Source organism: Flavobacterium sp. FlaQc-52 (genome assembly GCF_044007495.1).
GTDB classification, from domain to species: domain Bacteria; phylum Bacteroidota; class Bacteroidia; order Flavobacteriales; family Flavobacteriaceae; genus Flavobacterium; species Flavobacterium cupriresistens.
In genome coordinates, this window is record NZ_JBIPCV010000003.1 from 326,303 (window position 1) to 344,587 (window position 18,285).

Below are 18,285 nucleotides of genomic sequence, written 5' to 3' on the forward strand. Positions count from 1 at the left end.
TAAAAAATACTTTTGAATTTATGAAAAAACTACTACTTTTTATAATGATTCTTTTTTCTAGTGCCGAAATCAATGCGCAAAGCGATGTTTTATGGCAAAAAGTAAGTTCAGCTTCTAATCTTGGTAGAAAAGTAACGGCTGATGATTCAGAAAAAATGTATTTCAAATTAAACTCAGATTTTCTGAAGACAAAGCTGTCCGCTACCACCGATAAAAAAGCAAAAAGTACTACTACTGAAATTACTTTTCCAAATTCGAACGGAGTTTTAGAGCGATTCTCTGTTTGGGAGTCATCGAATTTTGATCCTGAATTACAGGCAAAATATCCGGACATTAGAGCTTATGAAGGTAATGGGATCGATGATAAATCGGCAAAAATTCATTTTAGTGTTTCTCCGGACGGAGTACAATCTATGGTACTACGCGCAGAAAAAAATCCCGAGTTTGTAGAAAAGAACCCGGATAATAAAACGCAATATGTTGCTTTTGCTTCAAAAAATAGTCTTTCAAAATCAACTCTGATTTGCTCTACGAAAGAATCTACAGCTAATAAAAAAACAGCTAATAAGTCTAGTACTGGAAAGAGCAGTTCAAATAATAAAGTTTTCAAAACATTGCGATTGGCTCTGTCATGTACGGGAGAGTATACCACTTTTTTTGGAGGGACAAAACAAGGTGCATTAGCAGGTATGAATGCTACTTTAACAAGAGTTAATGGTGTTTTTAACAGAGATCTCGCCATTAAAGTAATTTTGATTGCGAATAATGATGTCCTTATTTATACGGATGCGAATACGGATCCTTATTCAGTTGCTGATGTAGGTGCTGAAGGAGCTTGGAACCAGGAAATTCAAACTACGTTAACCAATGTTATTGGTAATGACGGTTATGATATCGGACATTTATTTGGTGCTTCGGGCGGAGGAGGAAATGCTGGTTGTGTAGGTTGTATTTGTACGAATCCTACAAGCTCTGAGCCATTAGGAAAAGGGAGTGCTTATACTTCGCCTTCAAATAAAAAACCTCAAGGAGATACTTTTGATATTGATTTTGTGGTTCACGAATTTGGACACCAGTTAGGAGCCGAACACACTTTTTCGTTTGATGGCAGTCAGAGAACAAATGTTAATGTAGAGCCCGGTAGCGGTTCTACAATTATGGGATATGCCGGGATTTCTAAAGGTTACGATGTGCAAAACAGATCAGACGATTATTTTGCCTATGTTAGTATTTTGCAAATTCAGAATGTGCTTTCAACTGCGAATTGTGCAGTGAGTTTACCTTTAATCAACAATCCACCAACGATAAGTGCGGGTCCAGATTATACTATACCAAAAGAAACCGCCTTTATTCTAAAAGGAACAGGTTCAGATCCGGATGGAGATACAGTAACGTATTGTTGGGAGGAAAATGATGTTGCAAGCATTACAGCTGGAGAGACCAGTATAGCTTATCCGACTAAACCGGATGGACCTTTGTTTCGTTCTTTTTTACCGGTGACGTCACCAATTAGATATATGCCTCAGCAAAATGATGTGTTGAACAATAAGTTAACATCTACTTGGGAATCCATTTCTTCTATAGCAAGAACCTTGAATTTTACTTTAACGGGGCGTGACAATGCTGCTCAAGGCACAGGACAGACTAATACGGACGCGATGGTTGTTGTTGTGAATGCTAACGCAGGTCCCTTTGCAATTTCGTCGCAAAATACAGACAATATCGGTTGGATCAATGGAAGTCTGCAAACGATAACCTGGACGGTTAATAATACAAATACTTTAGCGGGTTCTTCCAATGTTAATATCAAACTTTCTACAGATGGGGGATTGACATTTCCAATAACCTTAGTATCAAATACACCAAATGACGGTTCGGAAACCATTACTGTTCCCGCTGATCTTAAGGCTACCGCCTGCAGGTTATTGATCGAGCCAACTGCTAATATTTATTATGCTGTAAATAGTAAACAGTTTGCAGTAGGATACAACACTGTTGCAAATACAAATACGTACACTTTTGCTGCGCCAATTGTAATTCCGGATAACGATTTGGTATATACTACAAGAATAATTACGGTGTCTGCTCCTACAGGGAAAAATACGATTACGGCAGGATTAAACGATGCTGACAGTGCTGCTAAAAAAACAGTGACTACTGCTGATGCAGCTGAAATTCTTGATGTAGATTTGAATATTAATTTTACGCACTCTTTTTTATCCGATGTTCAGATAAGTATAAAGAGTCCAAAAGGGACGATAGTTCCATTGTTTGATGGTGGTTGTGGCAGTACTTCAAACACCTTGTCTTTAAAATATGATGATACAGGTGCTGCCCTTTCTTGCGGAGCAAACACCTTGCAAATCGTTGTTCCTGTAGGTAAATTAAGTGCATTCAATAAAGAGAGTCCTTACGGAGACTGGACTTTAATGGTTCGCGATATTGATGTCGGAGAAACAGGAACCATAAATGCTGCATCGATTACAATTAAGACTCAAAAATTTACTTTAGGAACGGACAAGGTTGAGGCACCTATTGATTTTGTTCTTTATCCAAATCCAAATAAAGGTAGTTTTACGATTCAATTTTTATCGGAATCAGGTTCAGGAATTAACGTTTTTGTAAATGATATTTTGGGAAGAACTGTTTATTCAAACTTTTTTGCAGGATCGGCTATTTTTAATCAAAACATTCAACTTGCAAATGTGTCTTCAGGGATTTATCTGGTAAGTGTTATTGATGGTAACCGAAAAACCGTTAAGAAAATAGTAATCAATTAAGGTAAGAATCCTTTTAACCTAAACGGGACTACTATTCGAAATTTAAATCATTATTGGTCCGTATTTAATCTGTTTTTTTATTTCGTACAAGGTCTTTTTTTGAGCTTGTAGGGGTAAGACATAAATTAAGATACCTACAAGGTCAAAAAAAGACCTTGCGAAAAATAGGAATGCTTGAAAATAAGTAGTTTAATAATCAAACTTGGTTTTTTAGTGTGCGATTGCCATACAGACAATGCTGATTTTTGCGCCCGGAATTTTTAATAAGGCCCGGGAACAAGCCTCCAGTGTCGCTCCTGTAGTAAGAACATCATCAACAATTAAAAAGTGTTTATAATGGTGTTCTTCTGAAAAATGTACATCAAATATATTTTCGATATTCTCTGAACGTCCGGAAAGATTCTTTTTGGATTGTGTTTTAGTGTATGTTTTACGGTATAAAATAGTATCGTCATATGGAGTGTCTAAACTTTCGGCCAAGGCTTTTCCAAAAGTTGTGACCTGATTATAACCTCTTTCTTTAAATTTTCGTTTGTGAAGCGGAACCGGGATCAGAGCATGAAAAGGTGTTTCTAGTTGTAGTTTCTTCAGATCTTCGGCGTACCAATGCCCTAAAACAGTTCCAATTTCTTCTTGTGCCTTGTATTTTAGATTGTGAATGAGTTCCTGAACGATCCCTTTTTTATTGAAATATAGAAAAGCGGAAGCATGCTCGATAGCAATTTTTCCGTAAAACTTCTTGACCGCTTCATTTTCAGGATCTAAATGATATTGCGTAAGCGGTAGTTCATGACGGCATTTGGTGCACAAAACAGATTCATAAGTCATTAAAACGCTGTGACATCCGGAGCAAACTTTAGGAAAAAACAGGTCAATAATATAATTAAACACAAATAGAAAGAATTTAGTTACAAAAATAACGAAATCAATCCTTCAAACTTTATTATTTTTCTTTTTTTTAATGGTACTTTTTATATTTTTGCATCACTATGGCAAAACAAGAAGATTTATTTAAGAATGTGGTTTCGCACGCAAAAGAGTACGGATTTATTTTTCCGTCAAGCGAAGTATACGATGGATTGAGTGCAGTATATGATTATGCACAAAATGGCGTCGAGTTAAAAAAGAATATTCGTGAATATTGGTGGAAATCAATGGTTCAGATGAATGAAAATATTGTCGGCTTAGATGCTGCAATATTAATGCACCCTACGACCTGGAAAGCTTCAGGCCACGTTGATGCCTTCAATGATCCGTTAATTGACAATAAAGATTCGAAAAAAAGATACAGAGCAGACGTTTTGGTTGAAGATCATGCTGAAAAGATTAATCTGAAAGCCAAAAAAGAAATCGAAAAAGCAAAAGCTCGTTTTGGAGATGCTTTTAATGAAGAAGAATTTATTACGACTAATGCACGAGTGGTTGAATATCTTGCAAAAGAAAAAGAAATTCGTGAAAGACTTGGACGTTCTTTGGGCAATGGTGACCTGGAAGATGTAAAAGCTTTAATCGAAGAATTGGAAATCGCTGATCCTGAAACAGGTTCCAGAAACTGGACAGATGTAAAGCAATTTAACCTAATGTTCGGTACTAAATTGGGAGCTTCTGCAGAATCTGCAATGGATTTATATTTGCGTCCGGAAACGGCTCAGGGTATTTTCGTGAATTTTGCCAATGTGCAAAAATCTGGTCGTATGAAGGTTCCTTTTGGAATTGCTCAAACGGGAAAAGCCTTTAGAAATGAAATTGTAGCAAGACAATTTATTTTCCGTATGCGTGAATTTGAACAAATGGAAATGCAATTTTTTGTACGTCCGGGTGAAGAAATGCAATGGTACGAACACTGGAAAACAACACGTTTGAACTGGCATTTATCTTTAGGATTAGGAAAAGAGAATTACCGTTTTCACGATCATGAAAAATTAGCACACTACGCTAATGCGGCGGCTGATATAGAATTTAATTTCCCTTTCGGATTTAAAGAATTAGAAGGAATTCACTCTCGTACAGACTTTGATTTAAAAGCGCACGAAAAATTCTCAGGAAGAAAATTACAATATTTTGATTCTGAATTGAATGAGAACTACGTGCCATACGTAGTAGAAACTTCAGTTGGTTTAGATCGTATGTTCCTGGCGGTTTTTGGAACTTCATTGCAAGAAGAAACTTTAGAAGATGGTTCTACAAGAACGGTTCTAAAATTACCGGCAGTTTTAGCGCCAACAAAAGCAGCCGTTTTACCATTGGTAAAAAAAGACGGCTTACCTGAAATTTCTAAAAAAATCATCGAAGATTTAAAATGGGATTTCAATGTAGCGTATGACGAGAAAGATGCAGTAGGGCGTCGTTACAGAAGACAAGATGCTTTAGGAACTCCGTTTTGTATTACAGTAGATCATCAGACTATCGAAGATGAAACGGTTACGATTCGTCATAGAGATACCATGAAACAAGATCGTGTTAAAATTTCTGAATTAAGAGCCATCATTGAGAACGAAGTTTCAATGAAAAACTGGTTAATGAAGATGTAATTTTTCAAATAGAAATATAAAAATCCCAAATTCCACATCAGGAATTTGGGATTTTTTTTAATTTAGACCTTATATTTCATCGGACATATTGGTATTTTGTCTTTATGTTTTAACATTTGTTGGTAATGTGTTAACAATGAAATGTTTATGCGTTTGTAATTCGTAGCTTTAATTGTAGATAGAATCAAGACATTCCGATATTGAAAAAGTATTCGTATATTATTATTGATGATGACACTGAAAGTATTTTGAAAACCAGAACTGTTGCAGCTGGCTTTTCGGACTTAACTTTTGTGGGATCAGCTGTGAATTACCAACAGGGATTAAATCTGATTTTGCAACACAAACCCGCTCTTGTCTTTTTAGAAATTGATCCTAAAGACCCTTCAAGTAATCTATCGCTCTATTTTATTAATGAATTGTACCGGTATTTATCGATTATTCCTAAAATAATTATTACCACTTCAAGAACAGAGTGGGCTTATGAAGCAATTCAATACGGTGTTTTTGATTATGTACTGAAACCGGTTTTGGAAATTGACCTGCAGAAGCTTATTTTAAAATTGAATAAAACCACTTTGGTGACAGAATTAGTCCGTACAAGAGATGATAGCTCTGCTCCGGTTGCTCCGGTTTGCGCTCCCGCTAAGGACTGCGAGAAACCGCTTGTTATTTGTATAAAGTCATATGGTGATTATCGTTATCTCAATGCAGTAGATATCATCTATTTTCAGGCTGATAATAATTCAACAGACATCTACCTTAATACAGGTGAAATGATAACGGCTTTTAAAACGCTTAAACATTTTGAGAATGTTTTATCCTATCCTTTTTTCCGAATTCACAACAGTTATATCGTTAATCGGAATTATGTGGCACGCATTCATAGCGGAAACTCAGTTTGTTACATAAAAAACACGGCAAAAAAGATTCCTTTCTCAAAAACATACAAATCAAATGTTGATTTAATAATCTCGGATTTTAGTATAGGGAATTATTTAGAGGTCTAAAAATTAAGTGTTTACGTTGATTTGGTATCTGTTTACTATCAATTGGGTATGTTTCACCACAAACTAATTTTTTTGTGCAATTTTTTTTTGGTTCCGGGCTTAGTTTTACACCGTGGTTCTTTTCTAAGAATCACATGCCCCAAATAAAAAACATAAACTAAAAAAATCAAGATCATGAAAAAAGCAGCTCTAACAATCGGATTATTATCTTTAGTAATGGTAGTAACTTCTTTTACTACTCCGGACGAAGTAAACAATGCAGCCGATACAGATGTAAACATTATCAACCCAATAGACGGTACTTCAATGGGAAGGCGTAAGAGTGATGTTAACGGACATGAAATGCAAATGAATGTAAATGCGAATCAATCCGGGAGTTTTACTACAGATAACCAGTCAACACGTGCGAATGTGAAATTGGATTAAAAAAAAATAAAAATACAAGAGAAGGCTGTCAATTTTTTGGCAGCCTTTTTTTTAGCCTATAGTTTTAGTATTTTTGATGAAATTCAAAGACACTATTGAAAAATAATTACTTAATATTATTCCTTCTCTGTATTGTTTTTTTTGGCTGTACCAAGAAAAACAAAAGCGATAAAAATGTCAATTTATCAGAAGATAGTCTTGCCACTTATTTATCATTGGCAAATGATATCAACCTGCCTTTTAACTACAAACAAGGGTACAATAAGAAGGCTTTCGCTATTGTTATAAATCAGAAAAATGATTCGCTTAATAAAGTTAATCTTTTTAAAATTGCCAATCGATATTATAACATGAGCGACTGGGTTTCTTATCTTGAAACCACAGAACTAATTTTAGATCGGTCAAGGAGCTCGCGGGATTCGCTTAATATGGCTAAAGCATATAGTTATCTAGGAGATTATTATACGGTACATGCTGTTACAGACAGTGCCTTTTTGAATTATTTCAGAGCAGAAAAGGTGTATCTTAAAATTAACGATCACTATAATTTGGCCAAGACTTTTTTAAGCAAAGCAACACTTCAGTACAATGAAGGTGATTATTTTGAAAGTGAGATCAACATTTTTAAAGCACTTCGGATTTTAAAGCAACAAAAAAATGTGAACGACCTGCTTTATGATTGTAATAACTTGCTTGGCATCTTATATAATGAAAGGGAAGAGTATCGAAAAGCGCTTGAATTCCATCAGAATGCATTACGCATTCTTGCAGATAAATCAATTCCTGCGGACTTTCAGTTAAAAGCAACCTCATTGAATAATATTGGGTTTGTCAATTTAAGAATGCGTAATTATAGTAAAGCAAAAGTATATTTTATAAAAGGTCTTGAAGAGAAAAATTTATTCAGGGAGAATACCATATTGTATACCATTATATTAGATAATCTGGCGTATTCTAAATTTAAATTGCAAGAATCGGAAGGGCTTCCGGGACAGTTTTTTAAAGCATTAAAAATTAGAGACAGTATTGGGTTAAAATCAGGCGTTGTGTTGAGTAAAATACATTTGTCTGAATATTATGCTTTTAACAAAGACACTTTTAGAGCAATTCAATATTCTAAACAAGCACTGGTTTTGTCGCGTAGTTTAAAAAAAATCAGAGATATTCTCGAAGCGTTGAAACAAATAGAAGTAGTGGATCCTAAAAATGCTTCTGTTTATACTAAAGAATATATCCGATTGAACGACCGAATGTTGAAGGCGGAACGAAAAATGGGAGAGAAGTTCTCCAGAATTGAGTATGAGACCAATGAAATAAAAGACCAAAACTCGAATCTTCAGGAGAAAATTAAAACCTTAGTTTATGTTTTTAGCATCTGTACGTTGATTGGTTTGGTTTTTTATGTTTATAAAACCCAAAAAGCCAAAAACAGGGAGTTACTTTTTAAACAGCAACAGCAAATTGCAAATGAAGACATCTATAATTTGATGATTTCACAGCAAAATGATATTGAAATGACTCGCATCAAGGAAAAGAAAAAAGTGGCTCAGGAGTTACATGACGGTGTTTTGGGAAGAATGTTTGGTGTTAGGATAAGTCTGGATAGTCTGGATAAGATAGAGGAAGCCGATGCGTGTTTAAAAAGAAAAAAATATCTGGCAGAACTTAAAAATATCGAGGAAGATATACGGGAAATTTCGCATGATTTAAATAGAGAAAAATCCGAATTAATTAATAATTTTGTCTTGATTTTGAACAAGTTGTTTGAAAATCAACAACAGACCTACCCTTCTAAGTTGGTTACTGCTTTTGATTCCCAAATCAAATGGGAACTGGTTAGTAATGCTGTAAAAATTAATCTGTACCGGATTATCCAGGAAGCGCTTCAGAACTGTAATAAGTATGCGCAGGCAGAAACCATTACAGTTGAATTTAAAAGCGAGATAAACCATCTGGCCGTAGCTGTTTTTGATGATGGAATTGGATTTAATGTAAAAAGAACCAAAAACGGAATCGGATTGCACAACATCGAATACAGAGCTGCAGAATGTAAGGGAACCGTAACCATAAAATCTGCCAAAGGAGAAGGCACGCTGCTTTTGGTAAAAATACCCATCGATCAAAAAATTAACCTACAAAAGAAATGACAGTTGACCCAAACACTACAATTTCACAATTAAGTAAACAAAATATTTTAATTGTTGATGATCATCCTTTTATTATTGAAGGATACAAAAATGCGATAACGCGTTACAATACCAAACAATATGAGTTTATTATTGCACAGGCTCATGATTGCAGATCAGGATATGATTTGATAGAAAATAGTACAACGCCAAATTTTGATGTTGCGTTTTTAGATATTAGTATGCCGCCGTATGAAGAAAAAGATATTTTTTCGGGCGAAGATCTGGCAAGATTAATCGCAAAGAAAATGCCGCATTGCAAGATTGTTTTGCTAACAATGTATACGGAATTGTTGAAAATTAAGACGATTATCAGAACCATAAACCCCAATGGTCTGATTATTAAAAACGATCTTACTTTTGATGAATTGCTGTTTGCATTTGACAGAGTGATGAAAAATGAAAAGTATTACAGTCAGTCGGTACAAAAAATGCTGAATCAGTCGCCTCATAATTCGATTGAAATTGATGAATTCGACAAGCAAATTTTATTTCATTTATCAAAAGGAACTTCGGTAACAGACATGCCACAATACATTCCGATTTCTATAAATGCCATAGAAAAACGAAGAACGAATCTAAAAGAGCTTCTTAAAATAAAATCCGGATCAGATGACGATTTGGTAAAAGAAGCCAAAAGTAAATCGCTTTTTTAGAAACGAAAGCAAATAAAAAACGACATCTTTTGGATGTCGTTTTCTGTTTAAAAAGCTTTTATCTATTCGCTTAAAGCATCCCAACCGCGGGCTTTTAAAGCAATTTTAGTATTGGCACGGGTTACCAAATGAATTCCTTCACTTTCTTCAGCCATATGGCCGATGATAGAAAAATTCGGATTCCCTTTTATTTTTTCAAAATCATTGATGTCAATGGTAAATAATAATTCATAATCTTCACCACCATTAATTGCAACGGTTGTACTGTCAATATTAAATTCTTCACAAACATTAATAAATTGTGGATCTAATGGTAGTTTGTCTTCGTACAGATTACAACCCACTTTAGATTGTTTGCATAAATGAATAATTTCTGAAGATAATCCGTCAGAAATATCAATCATAGAAGTTGGTTTGATTTCAAGGGCGTGTAATAGCGTACGAACGTCTTTTCGTGCTTCAGGTTTTAACTGGCGTTCGATTAAATAAGAGTACGCGTCTAAATCAGGCTGACTGTTTGGATTCACCTGAAAAACCTGTTTTTCTCTTTCTAAAACCTGTAATCCCATATAAGCCGCACCAATGTCACCGGTTACCACTAACAGGTCGGTTTGTTTCGCTCCGTTTCTATAAACGATTTCATCCTCATTAGCTTCACCAATGGCAGTAATGCTAATAATTAGTCCTTTTTGCGATGAGGTGGTGTCTCCACCAATAACATCTACTTTATATTCTTTTGCAGCGTGTGTAATCCCTTCAAATAATTCTTCTAAGGCTTCCAGAGGGAAACGGTTAGAAACAGCCACAGAAACCGTTATTTGAGTTGCTTTGGCGTTCATGGCACAAATGTCAGATACATTTACAACGACTGCTTTGTATCCTAAATGTTTTAAGGGCATATAAGCCAAATCAAAATGAACTCCTTCAATTAGTAAATCGGTAGAGACCACTACTTTTTTGTCTTTAAAATCAAGAACTGCGGCATCATCACCAATACTCTTTAAAGTAGATTCCTGTATAACATCGAAGTTCTTGGTTAAATGTTCAATTAAACCAAATTCACCTAATTGCGCTATACTGGTACGTTGCGGATTTTTATCTTCTATCATTTTTCTATGTTCCAATGTTTTTAAGCTGCAAAGGTACAGGTTTTATTTAGATTTATTTTGACGGCATATCGGCGATAAAAGGTGATAAATAATAAAAAATTACAAAAAAGAATAAATTTTATTTTCCTGCTGACAAACTGTTGTCACCAGCCCGTTTTACTTTTGAAGTACTAAATAATTAAAACTTTAAAATCATGAAAACATTAGCAGCTCAAGTTATTACTCCGGAAGATTTGTTGAAACACTGGCAAGGACATCGTGCATTGACACGTCACGTAATCGAAGCTTTTCCTGAAAAAGATTTCTTCGAATTTTCAATAGGAGGAATGAGAACCTTCGCGAAATTAACAGATGAACTTTTGTCTATTGCAGTTCCGGCTCTAAAAGGAATTGTAAACAGAGAAGTTTCGCCTTATAGTGAACCAGAAGAAAAATTGATTTTTAAAGCGCAATATCTTGAAAAATGGGATGAGGCTACCGCTGAAATTGATAAATATTGGCAAGAACTGACTATTGAAGATTTTAATGACACGTTTAATCTTTTTGGTCAGTACGAATTCCCGATTATTCACAATGTTTTGTATTTTATTGATAACGAAGTACATCATCGCGGACAAGGATACGTTTATCTTAGAGCTTTAGGAATTGAACCTCCGTTTTTCTGGGAAAGATAAAAGAATAATTCTTATCTTTCTTTAGTTCAAATAGTTAATAAGTAAAACGGCAATATGTTATGAGCTTTAAAAATATAATAACCAATTATGCGGAATACAATTTGTGGGTAAATCAACAATTTGTAAACTGGCTTTCTACAAAATCGGATGAATTACTTCAAAAGGAAGTTCCGTCAAGTTTTTCAAGTATTAGTAAAACACTTAACCACATTTGGGCAACCGAAGAGTATTGGTATTCCGTTATAGCCGAAACTGCTGAATTTGATAAAAGAGAAAATCAGGAGTTGATCACGGAGGAAATATTCAAAGGATTGCTAAACAGATCAACCCAGTTGGCTGAATTTATTAAGTCGTTATCTGAAGAACAATTATTGAAAAAAGTTAAAATCGAGAACCCTTGGTTCCAATGCGAATTACCAATTAGCGATTATTTGTTGCAAGTGGTCAATCATGGCACGTATCACAGAGGGCAAATTGTAACTATGGGACGAAATATTGGGATCACAGATGCAACAAATACAGATTATAATTTTTACAATGTTGTAAAAGCGCAGTAGTTATTATAGAAGATTATAGTTGATTCATTTTCAAAAAACGAACAAAAAACTCCTCAGGCACCTATGCTTTTGAGGAGTTTTTTTATAAAAGTCTTTTTTTATTAATTTCCAGTAATTCCAATAGGGTTGTTTTTAGTAGTTCCGGTTCCAGTATTTTGGCATAATCCCCGAACATCAAATACCAACGCGCAAAACCATTTTCTATATCACGGGACATAAACGTCATTTCGATTTGTCCGTCGACTTCTTTTTCAGAAACGTAACCATGGTATTTTTGTTCATGTCGAAGGTGACCGACAACTTTTTTTGAAACGAGAATGCGGATTTTTGTTGTGGTATTGGAGTGCTCTTTTTTTGTTAAATAAGTTTCTAAAGGACCATGTTCGATCGTGAATTTGAGCTCTGTCTTTTTAATTCCCTGAATTCGATCTGTTCTAAACTGGCGATAATCCTTTCGTAAATGGCAATATCCCAGAAAGTACCAATTATTATTTTCATGAAAAATACCTACGGGTTCTATATTTCTATCGCTTGCTTCTTCAGATTCTACTGTTTTGTATGATAACAGAATTTGTTTTTTTTCGGCAATACTCTCAAACAGTGGCGCTAGCGTATTAGGAGAATTGTCATTAAATAAAGGCTGTGCGGTATGCATCAGAATTTTTGATTCGATGTTCGAAAGCCAATCCTTGTCTGTACTTCTCAAAACCGATTTTAACTTATACATCGCCGAGGCATAATGACTACCAAGAGAAGGATCGGTAAATTTCTGCATTAGTTTTTCGGCAGCGATAAAACTGCTGACTTCTTCACGTGTAAACATAACGGGAGGTAGTCTGTAACCGTCCATTAACGCATAACCAACTCCAGCCTCACTGTAGATCGGTACTCCCGATGCTTCCAGAGTTCTAATGTCGCGGTAAATGGTTCGAAGACTACAATCAAAACGATCCGCCAATTCCTGTGCTTTTACAATTTTTTTAGATTGCAATTGAATCAGTATGGCAACAATACGGTCAAATCGTTTTGGAGTTTCGTCGAGCATTTTTTTGAAGGTTCTAAGGTTCTGAGCTGCTGAGGTTCTAAGACTCAAAGATACAGTTCAAAAACAGAAAACCCAAAACTTTCGCTACCTGGTTCTTATTATTTATTTCGGTTTTTCCATATTTCAGGATTTCTTGAAGTGTGAAAAATAGCAATTTTTTTAATCAAAAATGAATAATTTAACCTCCATTTACTCCAAATTTTCTAAATGCTTGGACCATTTGATAAATGCCGTAAGAAACAAATATTTTGCCTAATAGGAAAAATGAAAAAGATAAAGAGTAGTTTTCTGAATCTTCAATAGGTAATTTTAGAAAAGAAAAAGGATTGATGAATTTTAGATAATTAACTAAGAAATTATCAATTTTAGGAATACAATTAATGTCTTCTGCAAACGCTGAATATGATAAAATATATAGAACATAAAAGAGAAAGCTCCATCGGAAAATAAAAGTAATTCCTTTTGTCCAGTCTAATCCAAAATTATTTGATTCTTTATTGAAATATAAAATTAAAGAATCTTTCCAACTTATTTTGTTTGTGTCAACTTCATTTTTATAAGCGTTTAATTCGTATGATTTGAATCGTAAATAATCTATTTGATTATGAGAATTTGCCAATTCACGTTTTATTTCTCTAAGTGTCGTTCTATTCCAATTTTCAATTACTTGGCTATTGTTTTTGTTTATGTTATCGAAAAAAGCTCCTTTTTCAAATCTCATTTCATGAAATTTTAAAAGATTAAAGTTTGCATTATTAAAAGAGACGTTTCGCTCAAAAAGAGTATATTCAAATGATAACGTATTAATTTCTGATGAGCCAAAATGGGTAAATCCTTTAAATTTGCAGCTTCGGAAATGTAATTTAGAAGTTGTAATATCTTTTATTCCATCAAAAAGAGTTGTTCCATCGAAATCGCAATCAAAAAAATCTACTTTTTGACCAAAATCTGTTTTTGAAAAATAAGCTTTTTGAAATTTATTTCCTTTAAAAGTATGTCCTTTGTAATGCGAATTATATTTTAGAGAATTATTAGAAAAGTCAAATGGTAAATAATATGTATTTCCATTAAAAGAACCATTGTTTATTTTAGAATTTTTAATTGTACAGATTGTATATTCAGTTTCTGAGTTGGGATAAATCTCTCGAGATTCTTTTAGAAAGACATTTGCAATAAAATTAAAAGTAGCATCTTCCGTCTGATTTAATCCTTCAATTTTACAAAACATTTGAAATTCATTACTTGAAATACTCATACTTTTTGTAAAGCAAGAATTGATAGAACAATAATTTTCTGAAATCAATTTATCTGAATACTGATACCATATTAGATCAAGTCTCTTTAACTTATTACAATTAATATTTACAGTATTTTTGAATCTACAGTTAGTAAAATTGATTTCTAGAAGAGGATTTTGAACGCGTTCAATTTTTATATCGTGATTAAAAATACAATTCTTGAATTTTAAAATATCTCCATACTCTTTAGAATTATTTGGATTTATGATAATGGGAAAGTCAATGATAATTTGTGTATTAAATTGTTTAATTGATTTTAAATAATCATCCCAACATGAAACTTTTTTGTAGCTATATGGTATTGCTTTTGTTTTTTTTTCTTCCATCCGATTTTGTTATTAAACAAATTTAAACAAAAAAACCTGACAACTTTCGCTATCAGGTTTAGAGGTTTATTATTTGGTCTTTGTATTTTCGAAAGAGTGAGTGCTTTCTTTTGGGATTGTAATCAAATCATTTAGAATCTGTAAAGCACTCCAAATTTTGGTTGATCAAAAATGTTCTCGAATAAATTGATGTTTAATTGAAATGTATCCGAACTAGGTCCGTTTTCCGGAGAAACGGTGTTGTAGGATAAAAGATTTGCCAGTGTGAAAGTTACCGCGATGTTTTTAGTTAGAAAATAGTTCAAACCAATGTTAATATTAGCGGTAAGACTATTGCTGTCATTTGAACCTGTTGGAGACTCTACTTTGTTTCTGCCATAACCCAAACCGGCTTCGCCATAAGCTTTAAACCGTTTTTTATCTAGTTCTAAGAAGTAGTATCTGGCAAAACCACCTATTCCAAAAACATTCGTTTTGATTCCTGTTGATTCGAATTTGTTACTGGAAAAGTTTACTTGCCCTCCAACGGCAAATTTGTCATTCAGTAAGTATCCGAATTTGGGATTTAGAGCATAATAATCCTGATCTCCGCCTGTGGTAATTTGTATGGAGCCTTCAATAAACATATCGCCATGTTTAAAGGTGATGCCTTTCGCTGAATTCATTTCTGAATCAACCTGATCCTGTTGAGCATTCGCAAAATAAAAAGTAAATAGCGCTAAAATAAGTGTGATTCTCGTTTTCATGTTATTAATTTTTTAGTTACTAATACTAAAAGTAGCTTTTTTCCTCCAACATATTACTTAAAATCACTGATAATCAGCTTTTTGAGTGTTGAGCGTAATGATTTATGAGTTTTTTCGTACGATATGTATTTGGGAATTGCAGCAGTTATTCGTTTGCATATAGGAACTGATAATTAGCCATTTAAAACAAAAAAAACCTGACAACTTTCGCTATCAGGTTTTATCTATATTCTATTCTCTTTATTCTATTATCTAAAAAAAACTAGTCGTTCAATTTCAAAACAGCCATAAAAGCTTCTTGAGGAATCTCAACGTTTCCTACTTGTCTCATACGTTTTTTACCTTTTTTCTGTTTTTCAAGTAATTTACGTTTACGTGAAATATCTCCACCATAACATTTTGCGGTAACGTCTTTACGAAGCGCTTTAATGGTCTCACGAGCAATAATTTTAGCTCCAATTGCGGCTTGAATCGGAATGTCAAATTGTTGTCTTGGGATTAATTCGCGTAATTTCTCGGTCATTTTTTTACCGATATTGTAAGCGTTGTCTTCGTGGATCAATGCAGAAAGAGCATCAACAGTTTGTGCATTTAAAAGAACATCCAGTTTTACTAATTTAGAAGTTCTCATTCCGATTGGAGAGTAATCAAAAGAAGCATACCCTTTAGAAACGGTTTTTAAACGATCGTAAAAATCGAATACAATTTCAGCCAAAGGCATATCAAAATTCAATTCAACACGTTCTGTTGTCAAATACGTCTGATTGGTGATTGCACCACGTTTTTCGATACATAAACTCATTACGTTTCCTACGAAATCAGCTTTTGTAATGATAGTAGCTTTAATAAACGGCTCTTCAACGCGATCCAATTTAGATGGTTCCGGTAAATCCGATGGATTGTTTACAACGAAAGGAGTTTCCGGATCTTTTTTGGTGTAAGCCAAATACGAAACGTTAGGTACTGTAGTAATTACAGTCATATCAAACTCACGCTCTAAACGTTCCTGGATAATTTCCATGTGAAGCATTCCTAAGAATCCACAACGGAAACCAAATCCTAAAGCGGCAGAACTTTCAGGAGTAAATACTAATGAAGCATCATTCAATTGCAGTTTCTCCATAGAAGAACGCAAATCTTCATAATCTTCAGTATCAACAGGATAGATTCCGGCGAAAACCATTGGTTTTACATCCTCAAATCCTGTAATCATATTAGTAGTTGGTGTTTTAGCATCCGTTAGTGTGTCACCAACTTTTACTTCTTTGGCTTCTTTAATTCCTGAAATTAAATAACCAACATCACCGGTAGAAATAACACTTTTTGGAACCTGATTTAGTTTTAAAGTTCCTACTTCATCAGCAAAATATTCATTGCCTGTAGCCATGAATTTAATTTTTTGCCCTTTTCTGATTTCACCATTTACAACTCTGAAGATTACTTCAATTCCACGAAACGGATTGTAGTGTGAATCAAAAATCAATGCTTGTAACGGTTCATCAACATTTCCTTTTGGAGCCGGAATCTTTTCGATAATAGCTGCCAAAATGTTTTCAACACCAAAGCCCGTTTTTCCTGAAGCATGAATAATATCTTCTAATTTACAACCTAGCAAATCAATAATATCATCACTAACTTCTTCAGGGTTAGCACTTGGTAAATCTACTTTATTCAAAACCGGAATAATTTCCAGGTCGTTTTCTAAAGCTAAATATAAGTTTGAAATCGTTTGTGCCTGAATACTTTGTGCAGCATCCACAATCAAAAGTGCTCCTTCGCAGGCTGCAATAGATCGGGAAACTTCATAAGAAAAGTCAACGTGACCGGGAGTGTCAATTAAATTTAAAATATATTCTTCTCCTTTATAGGTGTATTCCATCTGAATAGCGTGACTCTTAATGGTGATTCCACGCTCACGCTCCAAGTCCATGTTGTCAAGCAATTGTGCTTTTTCTTCACGAGCTGTTACCGTTTGTGTGGCGCCAAGTAAGCGGTCTGCCAATGTACTTTTACCGTGGTCAATGTGTGCAATAATGCAAAAGTTACGTATCTTCTTCATTTTAATATGTCAATTCTCTAAACGAGTTTAAGTAATTTTTGTTTAAAATCTGCGCCAGAGCAATTGCCTTAGAGCATGTTATTAAAGCGCAAAGATAGCGCAAAGTTTTGGATTCTGGAATCGTTGTCGTTTGATAGTTGAATTTATACTAATAACTAAACTCGACAGGTTTTTAAAACCTGTCGGGTTTGCAATTAAAAATGATACTAAAGTTTGTAATTATAACCGAATTGTATATAAAAAGGGACCATGGGTTCCGTTTTAAAATCCTGAGATATCACTTTTCCTAGTCTTAAAGTGATGTCGTTTCGATGAAAAGAATAGCCGCCTTGTATTCCGTAATTCGCATTTCCTCCCGTTGACGGTTCGTACCAGCCGTCTTTTACAGCCGGATATACTTCCCGATATATTTCGGTATGTTTAAAATGGGTGACGATCGCTTTGTCAAAACCCAATTCTATTGCGGTAAACCATTTAGGTTTGTAATAACCGATAATGACAGTTGCATCAGCACCAAAATTCTGCAATGTTACCAGAGGATTTTCATAACGGCGATAAATACCATGCAAAGAAGCATTAAAATGAAAATTATTGATTTGATACACATTGATTTGTCCGCCAATTTTGGTTTTGAAATCATCAAAAACAGTTTCGCCTGATGGAATAGAAAACGAAGCGTCAACAACAATAGGTAGTTTGGTTTTAAGTTTATAGCCATATGCAACTCCATAAACCAGACCATGTTCCCATCCGACAGTCGCATTTAGGAGATGTTTTTCTTCTTTTTTTAGATTTTTCCAGTTAATGGTTTGGGCAAGCGTTGTCGTAAAACTCAAAAGCCAGAGCAGTATTGCAATAATTAGTTGTGTCATTCTCATTTTG

Annotated in this window: 15 protein-coding genes; 8 read left to right on the plus strand and 7 right to left on the minus strand. The window is 34.3% G+C overall.

The annotated features are described in order from the left end of the window. Positions 1 to 20 precede the first annotated feature (20 nt). Entirely contained in the window at positions 21 to 2,780 is a 2,760-nt protein-coding gene (locus tag ACHRV5_RS07965) for a reprolysin-like metallopeptidase (RefSeq protein WP_395426385.1), read from the plus strand. A gap of 210 nt (positions 2,781 to 2,990) precedes the next feature. Here the strand turns inward: ACHRV5_RS07965 and ACHRV5_RS07970 are convergent, their stop codons facing one another. Further along, complete coding sequence (locus tag ACHRV5_RS07970; RefSeq protein ID WP_395426484.1) at positions 2,991 to 3,608, minus strand: ComF family protein; 618 nt, start codon at positions 3,606 to 3,608, stop codon at positions 2,991 to 2,993. 161 nt (positions 3,609 to 3,769) lie between these two features. Here ACHRV5_RS07970 and ACHRV5_RS07975 point away from each other — a divergent pair, with 161 nt between their 5' ends. The 5 genes from ACHRV5_RS07975 (at position 3,770) to ACHRV5_RS07995 (ending at position 9,589) form a co-directional block, all read left to right on the plus strand. Continuing rightward, complete coding sequence (locus ACHRV5_RS07975) at positions 3,770 to 5,311, plus strand: glycine--tRNA ligase (protein ID WP_395426386.1); 1,542 nt, start codon at positions 3,770 to 3,772, stop codon at positions 5,309 to 5,311. 200 nt (positions 5,312 to 5,511) lie between these two features. After that, complete coding sequence (locus ACHRV5_RS07980; protein WP_395426387.1) at positions 5,512 to 6,321, plus strand: LytR/AlgR family response regulator transcription factor; 810 nt, start codon at positions 5,512 to 5,514, stop codon at positions 6,319 to 6,321. A 174-nt stretch (positions 6,322 to 6,495) separates the two neighbouring features. Then, positions 6,496 to 6,747 carry a hypothetical protein gene (locus ACHRV5_RS07985; protein ID WP_047776618.1) on the plus strand — a complete coding sequence of 84 codons (252 nt, stop codon included), beginning with the start codon at positions 6,496 to 6,498 and terminating at the stop codon, positions 6,745 to 6,747. A gap of 95 nt (positions 6,748 to 6,842) precedes the next feature. Next, positions 6,843 to 8,894 (plus strand): ATP-binding protein, encoded by a 2,052-nt coding sequence (locus ACHRV5_RS07990; RefSeq protein ID WP_395426388.1) that lies wholly within the window; start codon positions 6,843 to 6,845, stop codon positions 8,892 to 8,894. After that, positions 8,891 to 9,589: a response regulator transcription factor gene (locus ACHRV5_RS07995; protein ID WP_395426389.1), complete on the plus strand. Its 699-nt coding sequence runs from the start codon at positions 8,891 to 8,893 to the stop codon at positions 9,587 to 9,589. Before ACHRV5_RS07990 ends, ACHRV5_RS07995 begins: the two co-directional genes overlap by 4 nt. Before the next feature lie 62 nt (positions 9,590 to 9,651). On the opposite strand, the gene thiL is transcribed toward ACHRV5_RS07995, so the two are convergent. Further along, positions 9,652 to 10,698, minus strand: coding sequence for a thiamine-phosphate kinase (thiL, locus tag ACHRV5_RS08000; protein ID WP_395426390.1), 1,047 nt, complete (start codon positions 10,696 to 10,698; stop codon positions 9,652 to 9,654). A gap of 194 nt (positions 10,699 to 10,892) precedes the next feature. Between thiL and ACHRV5_RS08005 the strand changes: the two genes are divergently transcribed. Continuing rightward, positions 10,893 to 11,372: a DinB family protein gene (locus ACHRV5_RS08005; protein ID WP_047776624.1), complete on the plus strand. Its 480-nt coding sequence runs from the start codon at positions 10,893 to 10,895 to the stop codon at positions 11,370 to 11,372. Positions 11,373 to 11,431: 59 nt separating this feature from the next. Then, the gene (locus ACHRV5_RS08010) at positions 11,432 to 11,929 is read left to right on the plus strand and encodes a DinB family protein (protein ID WP_230003813.1); all 498 of its coding nucleotides are present in this window, start codon (positions 11,432 to 11,434) and stop codon (positions 11,927 to 11,929) included. 82 nt (positions 11,930 to 12,011) lie between these two features. On the opposite strand, the gene ACHRV5_RS08015 is transcribed toward ACHRV5_RS08010, so the two are convergent. The 5 genes from ACHRV5_RS08015 to ACHRV5_RS08035 form a co-directional block, all read right to left on the minus strand. Beyond that, positions 12,012 to 12,974: a helix-turn-helix transcriptional regulator gene (locus ACHRV5_RS08015; RefSeq protein ID WP_395426391.1), complete on the minus strand. Its 963-nt coding sequence runs from the start codon at positions 12,972 to 12,974 to the stop codon at positions 12,012 to 12,014. Positions 12,975 to 13,152: 178 nt separating this feature from the next. Further along, positions 13,153 to 14,598, minus strand: coding sequence for a hypothetical protein (locus tag ACHRV5_RS08020; RefSeq protein ID WP_395426392.1), 1,446 nt, complete (start codon positions 14,596 to 14,598; stop codon positions 13,153 to 13,155). 131 nt (positions 14,599 to 14,729) lie between these two features. Beyond that, positions 14,730 to 15,344, minus strand: coding sequence for an outer membrane beta-barrel protein (locus ACHRV5_RS08025; protein ID WP_047776629.1), 615 nt, complete (start codon positions 15,342 to 15,344; stop codon positions 14,730 to 14,732). Positions 15,345 to 15,606: 262 nt separating this feature from the next. Then, on the minus strand, positions 15,607 to 17,403 hold the full coding sequence (gene lepA / locus ACHRV5_RS08030; RefSeq protein ID WP_047776631.1) for a translation elongation factor 4: 1,797 nt from the start codon (positions 17,401 to 17,403) through the stop codon (positions 15,607 to 15,609). A 206-nt stretch (positions 17,404 to 17,609) separates the two neighbouring features. After that, positions 17,610 to 18,281, minus strand: coding sequence for a hypothetical protein (locus ACHRV5_RS08035; RefSeq protein WP_395426393.1), 672 nt, complete (start codon positions 18,279 to 18,281; stop codon positions 17,610 to 17,612). Between the last annotated feature and the right edge of the window lie 4 nt (positions 18,282 to 18,285).